Here is a 12,723-nt window from a genome sequence, read left to right as displayed (position 1 = left end):
CGCAGTGTTCGGGATCGTGTTCGCCGCGGCGGCCTCGCCCTGGCTGATCGTCGCCGCGGGATTCCTCCTGACGACGGCGAGCAACATCTTCTCGAACTCGTTCCACATCTACCAGGCGGAGATCTTCCCGACGTCGATCCGTTCGACGGCGAGCGGCGTCGCCTACTCGCTCTCGCGGGGCACGTCGGTGGTGCTGCCGTTCATCGCCGTGCCGCTGCTGGCGACCGCGGGCCCGGTCGCGGTGTTCGGCGGGTCCGCTGCGCTCATCGTGGTGCTCTGCCTCGACGTCGGGCTGCTGGGGCCGTTGACCACCGGGCGTGCCCTGGAGGAGGTGGACTGACGGGGGTTGATCAACGCCGCGTTCCGGACGTCCAGTGTCCGGAACGCGACTTTTCTGACGACTCCGGTCAGTTCACGCACGGCACCGACGGCGCGGCCGTCCCCGCGTCCGAGGACGGGACGGCCGGCGCGCCGCTCGCCTTCGGTTGGGCGGGGGCCGCGGACGTCTTCGACGCGGAGTTCGACGAGCTGCCCGAGGCCTGCGACGAGCCCGAGGACCCGGACGCCTTCGACGACGAGCTCCCGGAGTCGGTCGATCCGGAATCGGTGTCGGAGATGTACTTCTGCACCGCCGACGGGTCCACCTGCACCGCCTCGCCGTCGTCGCCGGTGTCGTAGCTCGCGTTGACGATCGGGATGGTGTGGAACCCGAGCGAGCCCGAGCTGATGCCCTGCAGCTGGGTGGCGAGGCTGAGCACGTCGAGCGAGCGGTCGACCGTGATCGCCTTGTCGACGGCGGCGATGAGCGCGTTGCGCTTGGTCGAGTCGGTCAGCGTGTTCGACGAGAGCACGGTGCGGGCCATGCTCGAGAGGAAGACCTGCTGGCGGCGGGCGCGGTCGAGATCGCCACCGGGGAGGCCGTGGCGCTGCCGCACGAACGCGAGGGCCTGCGCGCCGGACACCGACTGCTGGCCCGCCGCGAACTTGGCCCCGGAGAAGGAGTCGTCCACCTTCGAGTTCAGGCACACCGGCACCCCGCCGATGGCCTGGCTGATGTCCGCGAACCCGGCGAGGTTGACCGCCCCGTAGTGCGTGATCGTCAGCCCGGTGAGCGACTCGACGGCGCCGATGGTGGTCTTCGCACCGGCGGCCCCGGCCTGCACCGCGAGGTCGTTGCCGGTCACGCCGTCCTTGGACAGCTCCGGCCGTGCGGCGTTCGACCCGTACGCGTACGCCGAATTGATCTTGTGTTTGCCGAAGCCGCCGGGCAGGTCGACGTAGGAGTCGCGGGGGATGGAGAAGCCCGTCGCGGCCCCGCCGCCCCCGGGGATGTGCACCACGATGATCGTGTCGGTCGAGTCCCCGCCCGCGTCGCTGCCGCCCGCGTGCAGGGCCGCGAGCTGGTCCTTCGGCAGCGGGTTGCCGAAGCTGTCGGTCCGGCTGTCCAGCCCCACGAGCAGGATGTTCTGGTCGGTGCCGAGGACCGACCCGAACGACGTCGAGATGACGTCGACCCGGCTGAGCCCGGAGTCGATCGCGCGCGCGGTCAGCACGGTCCCGCCGGCGACGAGCAGCAGCACCACCGAGGCGCCGGCGAGGACGAGCAGCAGCACCTTCTTCGTCGCGGCGTCCCGGACACGCTCGAGGAACGCGCGCGCGCCGTCCCCGGATCCGCTCGGGGGGCGCCCGCCACCGGCGGGCTCGTCGGGCTCGAGGGCGGGCGCGACGCGGGTCGGGTTGGGGGACGGACGACCGCTCTCGGGCCTGCCCGGGCCCGGCGGCGGAGCAGGCGGAGGACCGGGCGGCGGGTTCCGGGGCGGGCCGGGGCGTCCCGCACCCGGCGGCGGACCGGCCGGGGGACGGCCGGCGGGCGGCGGCCCGGGACGGTTGCCGGGCGGAGGGCCCGCGGGGCCGGGGGCCGGTCGGGGGGCGGCCGGGGGCGGGGACGGTCGGCCGCCGTTGCCGCCGTTGCCCCCGTCGGGCCGCGTGTCGCCGCGACGGGGCATCCGGAACCCACCGGGCTTGTCCGCGCCCTCGGGCGGGCCCGCCATCAGGCGGCCCCCGACCCGCGCAGCGCGGCGGCGGGGGACCAGCCCGGACGGACCTGACGGAAACGCAGCAATCCGACGACGAGGCAGGCGACGGTCGCCACCAGCATCCACCAGAACAATTCCGCGAGCGGCGCGAAGACGCCGAGCAGGAACAATGTGCTGCTGGCGGCGTCACCGGTCACGATCGCGGCGATGACCAGGCCGAGGAACGCCACGACCGGTGCCGCGAGCGCGGGCACCGCCACGGCTTCGGCCCGCACCATCGCGACCCCGAGCATGCACACCACGAGGTAGCCGACCGGGAACATCAGCCCCAGCAGTCCGCCACGGTGCAGCAGCAGCCACGCGAGCAGGCCGGTCACCACCACCGCACCGAGGACGACCAGCGGCCACGGGTAGCCCGGGCCGACCGCGAAGGTCCCGCTCTGCGGGGGTCGGGACCTGCCCGCGGGGGCGTCGCCTCCGCCGCGCCGGGACCCGGCCGCCCAGGAACCCGTCGACCACCGCGACGGACCGCGACCGGATCCGTCCGGCCCCGACGGCGGCCGCGGCGCCGGGGGCGGGGGCGCGGCGGACCGCGACGGACCTCGCCCGCGCGGGCGCGGGTCCCATCGATCGGACACGGCGTCACGATAGCCGAGGGCTCCGGGAGCACTCCGGTGGCGTCGCGGGAACTAATTTCCTGCCTTCCTGACGATTCCCTGAAAGCGTGGCGTGGGTCCCCGTCGGATTCATCGCGCTCTCAGTTCCCTTTCCTAGCGTCCTGCGACGTCGGGCGGATCGGCCGGGAATCGTTCCCGGGCACGCCCGGCGTCGCCAACGACAGGAACCGGAGCACAGCATGCGCATCTCGTGGGCCCGTCCCGCCCTCGTCGCGGCCGTCGTCGTCGCCCTCGCCTGCGGTGGCACGGCGGTGGCCGTCGCGGAGACCAGCGCGCCCCCGCCCCCGTCCACCTCGTCGGCCGCCCCGTCCTCGCCGGGCGCGAAGGCCCACGCGAAGAAGGCCCGCCACCCCCTCGCCCGCCGGGCCGAGCACGGCGAGGTGGTCCTGCACGGCAAGGCGGGCGACCGCACCGTCGACATCCAGCGCGGGATCGTGACCGCCGCGTCGCCGACGTCGGTCACCGTCCGCAGCAAGGACGGCTTCACCCAGAGCTACACGTTCACGCCGACCTCGAAGGTCCGCAAGCAGAAGGCCGCGAGCCAGCCGTCCGCGGTCGCGGTGAACGACCGCGTCGGCCTGGTGGCCGCCAAGGGCGCGCAGGGCCTGACCGTCACGCGCCTGCGCGACGCCGGGCCCGCCCCGGCGAAGTAGGTCGGTCTCGGTCTCGGGCTCGGTCTCGGGCTCGTCCCGGCCCGCCGTTGACCCATGATCGGGATCTGTGCGGCGAAGTGCTCGCTGAGCGAGCACTTCGCCGCACGAAGGTCGATCAAGGTCGCGAGATCCGGGCCTCCACGGCGAGTCGTGGCTGCCGAAGGCGCGTCGTCACCGAACTCGTGATCATGCCCGGCGCGGGGGCGCCCGCGAGAGCCACTCGGACCGTCATCCGTCCGGGTCACCGCCAGGGTGGAGGACGCGGGCAACTCGTAGTCTGCATGGGCTAATCAATTGCGCCATGCGAACCACGGAGCCTCCTGCGTGCGCCCCTCCTGTCCTCCGCGTCGCCGGACCCGCCTACTGGTCACGGGCGCGGTGGTCCTCGCGGCGGTCGTCGCCCTCGGTGGCCCGGCCCTCGCCGGCACGCCGACGCCCCCGCCGCTGCCGTCCGGGCCCGGATCGACGATGCGCTCCGCCGCCGTGGCGCCGCGCGAGGGCCAGGCGGCCAAGGACCGGCTCGACGCCCGCCGCGCGACCGCACCGGCGAACGTCACCGCCTGGTGGGTCGACCCCGGCACCCACCAGACCGTGGTCGCCGTCGTCGGGCCGGCCACCCGGGCCGCGGGCGCGTTCGCGGCCGACGACAACCCGGCCGCGGTCCGTGTGCAGCCCATGTCCGCGCCGATCCGCCCGCTCGACGCCGGTCCGCTCGCCGCCGCCCCTCCCGCCGCCGGCCCGCCCGCCCCGGGCCCCCTGGTCGGCGGAACCACGATCACCACCTCGGGAACGCGCTGCTCCGACGGGTTCTCCGCGCGCCGGGGCACCACGACCTACCTGCTGACCGCCGGACACTGCACCACCGAGGGCCGCACCTGGAACGGGCCCGACCGGCAACCGATCGGCCCGGTCGTGCGGTCCGAGTACCCCGGCCACGACTACGGGATCGTCCAGGTCACCAACACCGCGGCGTGGCGGGGGAGCGGGCAGGTCAAGGGCGGTCCGACGATCACCGGCGCCACCGCGGCGGCCACGGGGAGCCCCGTCTGCCGCTCCGGATCCACCTCCGGCTACCACTGCGGCGTCGTCCAGGCCACGGACGTCACCGTGAACTACGGCAAGGGCACCGTCATCACCGGCCTCACCCAGACCACCGTCTGCGCCGACCCGGGCGACTCGGGCGGCCCCTACCTCGCCCCCGACACCGCCCAGGCCCAGGGGACGCTCTCGGGCGGGACCGGTGACTGCGTGGCGGGCGGCACCACCTACTTCCAGCCGCTCGCGCCGGTGCTGGCCTCGATGGGGCTGACGCTGGTCACGGGACCCTGACGCCCGCGACCACCTCGACCAGCGCCCGCCGGGCCTCCCGCGCCGTGGTCCACCGGCGGTGATCCCACTGCTCGCCGGCGAGCGAGTCGCCCGCGAACAGCACCTGGGAGTACGCGACGCCCCGGAAGCGGGCCACCGCGATGAGGGCCGCGGCCTCCATCTCGACGGTGAGGCAGCCCTCGGCGCGGCGTCGGTCGGTGCGGGTGCGGGTCTCGCGATAGACCGCGTCGGTGGTCCAGGTACGCCCGACGGTGTGGGCGACGTCGGCCGCGTGCAGCGTCGCGACCAGGGCCTCGACGCCCGCCGGGTCCGCGTCGACGGTGCGCCCGGCCGCCATGTAGTGGAACGAGGTGCCCTCGTCGCGGACCGCCGATCCGACGACGACCGCGTGCCCGAGCACCAGGTCCGGGACGAGCACTCCCGCCCCGCCCACTGCGGTGAACCGGCGACCGCCGAGGGCGACGACCTCCTCGAGGGTCGCGGCGGCCATCGGCGCGCCGACGCCGGGGTGCACGACGCCGACCGTGGAGCCGTCCGGGCGGGTCAGCGCGAGGACCGGCGACCGGCCGTTCTCGGAGTGCAGGACGGCCGCCTCGGGGGCGTGCTCGGCGAGGGCGGCCATGACCTCGGGGAAGAAGCAGAGCACGACCTCGGGTGGGGCGGAGCCGCGGGTGCGCATCGCGCCGGGCGCGATGATCCCGGGCTCGTCGAGGTCGTCCTCGGCGAGGGGGAACGGTTCGGTCACCCCGACATCCCACCGCGGGGCCCCGGCCCGGGATCACACCCCCGCGCTGACGGCTCCGTACGCCTCGCGCACCGCCCTGGCGGCCTCGCGGTCGGCGGGCGCCGCCTCGACCACGGCGTCGCGCCCGATCCGCCAGTCCGGCTCCTCGCCGTGCAGCGCCCACGCGGCCTGGCGGGCCGCGCCGAGGGCGACGTACTCGGCGGGCGCCAGCACCTCGACGTCGGTCCCGAACACCGCGGGCGCGATCTCGGCGACCGCCCGCGAGCGGCTGCCGCCCCCGATGAGCAGCACCCGCTCGCCGGGCACGCCGACCTCCGCGAGCGCGTCGGCCCCCGCGGCGAGGCCGCAGAGCATGCCCTCCACGGTGGCGCGCGCCAGGTTCTCCCGGGTGCCGTTCGCGCCGGTGAGGCCGGCGATGTGGCCCGTCGCGTCGGGACGGTCCGGGGTGCGCTCGCCCTCGAGGTAGGGCACCAGCACCAGCCCGCCCGCGCCCGGGTCGGCGGTCAGGGCGAGCTCGTCGAACCCGTCCGGGTCGACCCCCAGCAGGGTCGCGCCCACCCCGAGCACCCGGGCGGCGTTGAGCGTGCACACCAGCGGCAGGTAGCGGCCGCGGGCGTCCGCGAACCCCGCGACCAGGCCGGACGGGTCCGCGGTGGGCTTCTCGGCGGAGGCGAACACCGTGCCGGAGGTGCCGAGGGAGACGATGAGCTCCCCCGGGGCGGTGCCGATCGCGAGGGCCGCCGCCATGTTGTCGCCGGTGCCGGGGCCGACGACGAGGCCGGCGGCCGGTCCATGCTCGTGCCCGCGACCCACGTTCTCGCCCGCTCCCGCCACCCGTGGGACATCGAGCTCCCGGCCGGCCGCGAGCTCGAGCAGGTCGGGCCGGTAGCGCTCCTCGTGGGGCGACCAGTACCCGGTGCCGGACGCGTCCCCGCGATCGGTCACCGCCTCGACGCCGGCCCGTCCGCCGCCGCGCAGCCGCCAGGTGAGCCAGTCGTGCGGCAGCATGACCGACCGGGCCCGCCCGAGGACCTCGGGCTCGGCCCGGGCGGTCCACCGCAGCTTGGTGGCGGTGATGCTCGCGACCGGCACCGTGCCGACCGCGTCGGCCCACGCCTTCGCGCCCCCGAGCTCCTCGGTCAGGTCGCGCGCGGCGTCGGCGGAGCGGGTGTCGTTCCACAGCAGGGCGTCGCGCACCGGCTCGCCGCGGACGTCGCACAGCACCATCCCGTGCTGCTGGCCCGCCACTGCGATCGCCGCGACGCCGTGGGTGCCGACCTCGTCGAGGGCCTCGCACAGCGCCGACCACCAGACCCGGGGATCGACCTCGGTGCCGTCGGGATGGGCCCGGCGTGCCTCCCGGACGACGGACCCGTCCGCGGGATCCACGACGACGACCTTGGTGGCCTGGGTGGAGGAGTCGACTCCGGCGACGAAGGTGGGCATGCGCCCATGTGAGCACTTTCCGGTGCCATGACACCAATCAAGGGGAGCACGCCGATAGGACTCACGAGCGCGGAGCGCACCTACGGGTGCGGAGGGCACCCGCACGACTCCCGCACCACGAAGAACGGCGGCAGCCGCAGCACCTCCCGCGCTGCGCCCGGCTCGGCACGGCGGCGCAGCAGCAGCCGCACCGCCTCGGCGGCGATCCGCGCGAAGGGCTGCGCCATCACCGTCAGGCGCGGCGCGAACAGATCCGCCCAGGCGAAGTCGTCGAACGCGACCACGGCGACGTCGTCGGGCACCCGGGACCCGGCGTCGCGCAGCGCGGCGATCACACCGATCGTCATGCTGTTGTTCCCGACGACGACGGCGGTGGGCGGCTCGGGCAGCCCGAGGAGCCCGGCCATGGCGATCCGGGCGGGGTCGGTCGCCGAGTCCCCGGAGACCTCGAGGGTCGGGTCGCGCTCGATCCCGGCGGCCGCCAGCGCCTGCACGTAGCCGGCCCGGCGCTCGTCGGTCGTGGCGAGCCCGGCGAGGCCCGCGACCAGCGCGATCCGCCGGTGGCCGTGCTCGACCAGGTGGCGGGTGAGCGTCGCGGTGGCCTCCTGGTTCTCGCTGCCGACCTGGTCGAGGGTCGCGGCGAGCCCCACGGACAGGAGCCGGTCGAGCAGCACCGTCGGGACCTCGTGGCGGGCCAGGTACTCGAGGGCCGCATCGGGCCGCGCGGACGGGGCGAGGACCACCCCGTCGACGCGGTGATGGTGCAACCGGGCGACGACGGTGCGCTCGTAGTCGGGGTCCTCGTGCGGGTCGACGAGCAGGAGCGTGTACCCGGCGGCCGCGGCGGCGCTCTCGGCCGCGGAGAGCAGCTCGCCGAAGTACGGGTTGGAGATCGCGGAGAGGACGAGCCCGAGCGTCGTCGTGCGGGACGTCGCGAGGGAGCGCGCGACGGTGTTCGGGGTGTACGCGGTCTCCTCGACGGCGGCGAGCACGGCGGCCCGGGTGTCGTCACTGACCGCGCGCGTGTTGTTCAGGACGTGCGAGACGGTCGCGGTCGAGACGCCGGCCAGACGAGCGACGTCGGCCATCGTGACCACTGCGGCACCTCCCGTCTCCGCCCCGTGGGGCACCGACCCGAATCATGCCCCCGCGATCGACCGTCAGGGTCCCGATCTTCGTGGGACGGCCCGGCGCGTCGCGCGCCGGATTCCTCCCGCTGAGTTCGGTCAAGCGCTTGCGCGGACACGGTTCGCGGTCCTACCGTCGCCCGAAGTGACGACGACGTGAAGCACGTCACTCGTCGGCGGGTTCGGACTCCAGCGGCTCGGGAGGCGGCGTGCGACGCAGGGCACCGGACGAGGCAGTGGCGCCGAGGCGGTTCGGACGGGCGCGTCTCGTGCTCGCCGTGCTCGGGGTGGCCCTGCTCGGGATGGTCGCGGGGTGCTCGGGGGCCGGGGCGCTGGGCGCTGAGCCCGGTGTACAGACGGTGACCGTCGCGATCGTGTCCAACCCGCAGATGGAGGACGCGATCACGCTCGCGCCCCAGTTCGAGGCGGAGAACCCCGGCATCCGGCTGCGCTTCGTCTCGCTCTCGGAGAACGAGGCGCGCGCCAAGATCACCGCCAGCGTCGCGACCGGCGGCGGCGAGTTCGACGCCGTGATGATCTCGAACTACGAGACGCCGCAGTGGGCGCAGAACGGCTGGCTCACCGACCTGCAGCCCCGGATCGACGCGACGCCGGGCTACGACGGGAACGACTTCATCCCGACGGTGCGCGACTCGCTCTCCTATCAGGGCCACATGTACTCGGTGCCGTTCTACGGCGAGTCGTCGTTCCTCATGTACCGCACCGACCTCTTCGCGCAGGCCGGCCTCACGATGCCCGCCAATCCGACCTGGCAGCAGGTCGCGGACCTGGCCGCGAAGCTCACCGACCGCCCGCAGGGTCGGGCCGGTATCTGCCTGCGCGGCAAGCCGGGCTGGGGCGAGATGATGGCGCCGTTCAACACGGTGGTGAACACCTTCGGCGGCCGCTGGTACGACCCGCAGTGGCGGGCGCAGCTGACCAGCCCGCAGTTCGAGCAGGCGACACAGTTCTACGTCGACCTCGTCAAGGCCTACGGCGAGCCGGGCGCCGCGCAGGCCGGGTTCTCCGAGTGCGGCACGCAGTTCGGCCAGGGCAATGCGGCCATGTGGTACGACTCCACCTCCGCCGCGGGCACCGTCGAGAACCCCGACGAGTCGACGGTCGTCGGGAAGGTCGGCTTCGTGCCGGCGCCCGTCGTCGCCACTCCCACCTCCGGGTGGCTCTACACCTGGTCGCTGGCGATCCCGAAGACCACGCCGCGCCCCGACGCCGCCTGGAAGTTCATGAGCTGGATGACCTCCAAGCAGTACATGCAGCGGGTGGGCAACCAGCTCGGATGGACGTCCGTGCCGCCGGGGTCGCGACTGTCGACCTATCAGATTCCGCAGTACCAGCAGGCCGCCGCGGCGTTCGGCCCGACGGTGCTCAACGCGATCTCCCAGGCGAAGCCGCAGCAGCCGACCGTGGACCCGGTGCCCTACCAGGGCGTGCAGTTCCTGCGGATCCCCGAGTTCCAGGACCTCGGCACCCGGGTCAGCCAGCAGATCAGCGCCGCCATCGCCGGGCAGAAGACGGTGCAGCAGGCACTCGAACAGTCCCAGGAGTACGCGACGACGGTGGGGGAGAGCTACCAGTGACCACCACTCTGGAACGACCCGCCGCGACACCCCCACCAGCGAGCGGCGGCACCACGACGAAGCGCTCGGCGCGGTCCGAGGGGTGGGTGCGGCGGGCCCCGCTGCTGCCCGCGCTGGTGTTCACGATCGTCATCACGCAGATCCCGTTCCTGCTGACGATCTACTACTCGTTCCAGTCGTGGAACCTCGTGCGGCCGGGCTCGCGGGAGTTCGTGGGGTTCGAGAACTACGCGAACGTGTTCGCCGACTCGCAGTTCCGCGGGGTCGCGGTGAACACGGTCGTCATGACCCTGGGCTCGGTGGTCATCGCGGTGATCCTGGGCCTGCTGCTCGCCCTGCTGCTGAACCGGCACTTCATCGGCCGCGGCGTGGTCCGGACGCTGCTGGTCACGCCGTTCCTCATCACGCCGGTCGCGGCGGCGCTGCTGTGGAAGACGACGCTGCTCGACCCGACCTACGGCCTCATCAACTTCGTGCTCTCGCCGTTCGGGGCGTCCGGCACGGACTGGGTCTCCACCTACCCGCTCGCGTCGGTCATGGCCGCGCTGATCTGGCAGTGGACGCCGTTCATGATGCTGCTGCTGCTCGCCGGCCTGCAGTCGCAGCCCGGGGACCAGATCGAGGCGGCCCGCGTCGACGGCGCGGGCGCGTGGGCGATCTTCATCGAGCTGACGCTGCCGCACCTGCGGCGGTTCCTCGAGCTCGGGATCGTGCTCGGCGCGATCTACCTGGTGAACACCTTCGACGCCGTCTACATGATCACCCAGGGTGGCCCCGGCACGGCATCGGCGAACCTGCCCTTCTACATCTACCAGCGCGCGTTCCTCGGCTTCGACATCGGGCAGTCGGCCGCGATGGGCGTCGTCGTGGTGGTCCTGACGATCATCGTCGCGACCTTCGCGCTGCGGTTGGTGTTCCGTTCCTTCGGTGCAGCCGGGAGTGAGAGCTGATGGCCGCGACGATCGAGGACACGCCGGCGACGGAGTCCGCCCCGGCGCGCACCGAGGGCCCGCGACGCCCGTCGCGTGTCGGGCCCGCCCTGCTCACCACCCTCACGTGGATCGTCGCCATCGGGTTCTTCTTCCCGGTGCTGTGGATGGTGCTCACGGCGTTCAAGTCGGAGAACGCCGCGTACACCGACCCGCCCACGCTGTTCTTCACGCCGACGCTGGAGCAGTTCCGGGCGGTGTTCGAGGCCGGGATCGGGCCGTACCTGGCGAACTCGCTCGGCGCGACCGCGATCTCGACGGCGCTCGTGCTCGTGCTCGCCACCCCCGCGGCGTTCGCGGTCTCGCTGCGGCCGGTCGAGAAGACCCAGGACGTCCTGTTCTTCTTCATCTCCACGAAGATGCTGCCGGTGGTCGCGGCCATCGTGCCGATCTACGTGGTGGTCAACGAGCTCCGGGCGCTGGACAACATCTGGACGCTGATCGTCCTGTACACCGCGATGAACCTGCCGATCGCGGTGTGGATGATGCGGTCGTTCTTCCTCGAGGTGCCGAACGAGCTGCTCGAGGCCGCGTCGATCGACGGCGCGTCGCTCGGGCGCACGCTGCGCGAGGTGGTGCTGCCGATCATCTCGCCCGGCATCTTCGCCACGGCGCTGATCTGCGTGATCTTCGCGTGGAACGAGTTCTTCTTCGCGGTGAACCTGACCGCGGCGAACGCAGGCACGGTGCCGGTGTTCCTCGTCGGGTTCATCACCTCCGAGGGCCTGTACTGGGCCCGGCTCTCGGCGGCGGCGACGCTCGCGGCGCTGCCGGTGGTCCTCGCGGGGTGGTTCGCCCAGAACAAGCTGGTGCAGGGTCTGTCGTTCGGCGCGGTGAAGTGAACGGACACGCAGCGAAGCGGAGCTGGACCATGCAGGGAGGATCTGATGGCTGAAGTGGTGTTCGACCAGGCCTCGCGCATCTACACGCCGGGCGCGAAGCCGGCGGTCGACAAGCTCGACCTGACGGTCACCGACGGCGAGCTGGTCGTCCTCGTCGGCCCGTCCGGGTCGGGGAAGTCGACGGCGCTGCGGATGCTCGCCGGGCTGGAGTCGATCGACGCGGGCAGCGTGCGCATCGACGGTCGCGACGTCGTCGACGTGCCGCCGAAGGACCGGGACATCGCGATGGTGTTCCAGAACTACGCGCTCTACCCGGCCAAGACGGTCGCCGAGAACATGGCGTTCCCGCTCAAGATGCGCGGGATCGACAAGGCGGAGCGGGCGGCGAAGGTCCATGCCGCCGCCGAGCTGCTCGGGCTCACCGAGTACCTCGACCGCAAGCCGAAGGCGCTCTCCGGCGGTCAGCGCCAGCGTGTCGCGATGGGCCGCGCGATCGTCCGGGAGCCGCGGGTGTTCCTCATGGACGAGCCGCTGTCCAACCTCGACGCGAAGATGCGCGTGCAGACCCGCTCGCAGATCGCGTCACTGCAGAACCGGCTCGACGTCACCACGGTCTACGTGACGCACGACCAGGTCGAGGCGATGACGATGGGCGACCGCGTCGCGGTGCTGCGCGACGGGGCACTCCAGCAGTACGCGACGCCGAGCGAGCTCTACGACCGTCCGGTCAACGCCTTCGTCGCCGGGTTCATCGGCTCACCGGCGATGAACCTGCTCGACCTGCGTCGCTCCGGGGACGGCGTGACGCTCGGCGGGATCGGGATCCCGCTGTCCCGGGAGATCCGGGACGGGGCCGGCTCCGCGGACACCGTCACGGTGGGCGTGCGCCCGGAGGACCTGTCGGTGGACTCCGAGGGCTCGGGCGCCGGGGTGAAGGCCGTCGTCGACGTCGTCGAGGAGCTCGGCAGCGAGTCCTACCTCTACGCACACATGGCCGACGACGAGGCGACCACGCTGGTGGTGCGCGGACCGGGCCGGACCAGCGTGCGGTACGGGGACACGATCGCGCTGCGGGTGGACCCCGACGCGGTGCACGCCTTCGATGCCACGTCGGGGGAGCGCCTCACGCCCTGACCGGGTCGGCCCGGCCGCCTCCCGGTCCCTGGCACGACGACGGCCCCGCCCCACCGTGCGATGACGGTGGTGACGGGGCCGTGGCCTCGGGGGAGCGTCAGGCCTTGGGGGCGCGCTTGTCGGCGGCGCTGGTCGCGGCCGACTTGG

At 73.4% G+C, this 12,723-nt stretch carries 12 protein-coding genes; 7 read left to right on the top strand and 5 right to left on the bottom strand.

Going from position 1 to position 12,723, the window contains the following annotated elements; all coding sequences use genetic code 11:
- Positions 1–340: MFS transporter (locus tag VGI02_RS18940; protein ID WP_331629679.1), on the top strand; the 340-nt coding region annotated here is incomplete at its 5' end.
- Positions 341–407: 67 nt separating this feature from the next.
- On the opposite strand, the gene VGI02_RS18935 is transcribed toward VGI02_RS18940, so the two are convergent.
- The gene (locus tag VGI02_RS18935; protein ID WP_331629678.1) at positions 408–2,051 is read right to left on the bottom strand and encodes an LCP family protein; all 1,644 of its coding nucleotides are present in this window, start codon (positions 2,049–2,051) and stop codon (positions 408–410) included.
- The gene (locus VGI02_RS18930) at positions 2,051–2,674 is read right to left on the bottom strand and encodes a DUF6542 domain-containing protein (RefSeq protein WP_331629677.1); all 624 of its coding nucleotides are present in this window, start codon (positions 2,672–2,674) and stop codon (positions 2,051–2,053) included. The genes VGI02_RS18935 and VGI02_RS18930 overlap by 1 nt, the downstream gene beginning before the upstream one ends.
- Before the next feature lie 218 nt (positions 2,675–2,892).
- On the opposite strand from VGI02_RS18930, the gene VGI02_RS18925 reads away from it, so the two are divergent.
- Together VGI02_RS18925 and VGI02_RS18920 are read left to right on the top strand one after the other, a co-directional pair.
- Complete coding sequence (locus VGI02_RS18925) at positions 2,893–3,366, top strand: hypothetical protein (protein ID WP_331629675.1); 474 nt, start codon at positions 2,893–2,895, stop codon at positions 3,364–3,366.
- A gap of 324 nt (positions 3,367–3,690) precedes the next feature.
- A complete protein-coding gene (locus tag VGI02_RS18920) occupies positions 3,691–4,695 on the top strand; it encodes a S1 family peptidase (protein ID WP_331629673.1) in 1,005 nt (334 codons plus the stop codon).
- On the opposite strand, the gene VGI02_RS18915 is transcribed toward VGI02_RS18920, so the two are convergent.
- The 3 genes from VGI02_RS18915 to VGI02_RS18905 all read right to left on the bottom strand — a co-directional run bounded on the left by VGI02_RS18915 (position 4,682) and on the right by VGI02_RS18905 (position 7,974).
- Positions 4,682–5,440, bottom strand: coding sequence for a nucleoside phosphorylase (locus VGI02_RS18915; RefSeq protein WP_331629671.1), 759 nt, complete (start codon positions 5,438–5,440; stop codon positions 4,682–4,684). The genes VGI02_RS18920 and VGI02_RS18915 overlap by 14 nt on opposite strands.
- 33 nt (positions 5,441–5,473) lie before the next feature.
- Positions 5,474–6,886: a xylulokinase gene (gene xylB / locus VGI02_RS18910; RefSeq protein ID WP_331629669.1), complete on the bottom strand. Its 1,413-nt coding sequence runs from the start codon at positions 6,884–6,886 to the stop codon at positions 5,474–5,476.
- 80 nt (positions 6,887–6,966) lie between these two features.
- Positions 6,967–7,974, bottom strand: a complete 1,008-nt coding sequence (locus VGI02_RS18905; RefSeq protein ID WP_331629667.1) for a LacI family DNA-binding transcriptional regulator — start codon at positions 7,972–7,974, stop codon at positions 6,967–6,969.
- Positions 7,975–8,315: 341 nt separating this feature from the next.
- Here VGI02_RS18905 and VGI02_RS18900 point away from each other — a divergent pair, with 341 nt between their 5' ends.
- Genes VGI02_RS18900 through VGI02_RS18885 form a run of 4 tightly spaced genes read left to right on the top strand, consistent with a single transcriptional unit; the run spans position 8,316 to position 12,576 of the window.
- Entirely contained in the window at positions 8,316–9,611 is a 1,296-nt protein-coding gene (locus tag VGI02_RS18900) for an ABC transporter substrate-binding protein (RefSeq protein WP_331629683.1), read from the top strand.
- Positions 9,608–10,561, top strand: coding sequence for a carbohydrate ABC transporter permease (locus VGI02_RS18895; protein ID WP_414638315.1), 954 nt, complete (start codon positions 9,608–9,610; stop codon positions 10,559–10,561). Before VGI02_RS18900 ends, VGI02_RS18895 begins: the two co-directional genes overlap by 4 nt.
- On the top strand, positions 10,561–11,442 hold the full coding sequence (locus VGI02_RS18890) for a carbohydrate ABC transporter permease (protein ID WP_331629665.1): 882 nt from the start codon (positions 10,561–10,563) through the stop codon (positions 11,440–11,442). Before VGI02_RS18895 ends, VGI02_RS18890 begins: the two co-directional genes overlap by 1 nt.
- A gap of 45 nt (positions 11,443–11,487) precedes the next feature.
- On the top strand, positions 11,488–12,576 hold the full coding sequence (locus VGI02_RS18885; RefSeq protein WP_331629663.1) for an ABC transporter ATP-binding protein: 1,089 nt from the start codon (positions 11,488–11,490) through the stop codon (positions 12,574–12,576).
- Positions 12,577–12,723 lie beyond the last annotated feature (147 nt).

This window comes from Actinomycetospora sp. (genome assembly GCF_036497245.1).
In the GTDB taxonomy this organism is placed as follows: Bacteria; Actinomycetota; Actinomycetes; order Mycobacteriales; family Pseudonocardiaceae; genus Actinomycetospora.
The sequence above is the reverse complement of the archived record's forward strand: the minus strand, read 5'-3'. Positions and strand labels throughout refer to the sequence as shown.

Bases quoted from the DNA above. Each gene is read 5' to 3' on its own strand.
- VGI02_RS18890 (WP_331629665.1), top strand. From the start codon at position 10,561: ATGGCCGCGACGATCGAGGACACGCCGGCGACGGAGTCCGCCCCGGCG.
- VGI02_RS18885 (WP_331629663.1), top strand. From the start codon at position 11,488: ATGGCTGAAGTGGTGTTCGACCAGGCCTCGCGCATCTACACGCCGGGC.
- VGI02_RS18935 (WP_331629678.1), bottom strand. From the start codon at position 2,051: ATGGCGGGCCCGCCCGAGGGCGCGGACAAGCCCGGTGGGTTCCGGATG.
- VGI02_RS18900 (WP_331629683.1), top strand. From the start codon at position 8,316: ATGGTCGCGGGGTGCTCGGGGGCCGGGGCGCTGGGCGCTGAGCCCGGT.
- xylB (WP_331629669.1), bottom strand. From the start codon at position 6,886: ATGCCCACCTTCGTCGCCGGAGTCGACTCCTCCACCCAGGCCACCAAG.
- VGI02_RS18925 (WP_331629675.1), top strand. From the start codon at position 2,893: ATGCGCATCTCGTGGGCCCGTCCCGCCCTCGTCGCGGCCGTCGTCGTC.
- VGI02_RS18905 (WP_331629667.1), bottom strand. From the start codon at position 7,974: ATGGCCGACGTCGCTCGTCTGGCCGGCGTCTCGACCGCGACCGTCTCG.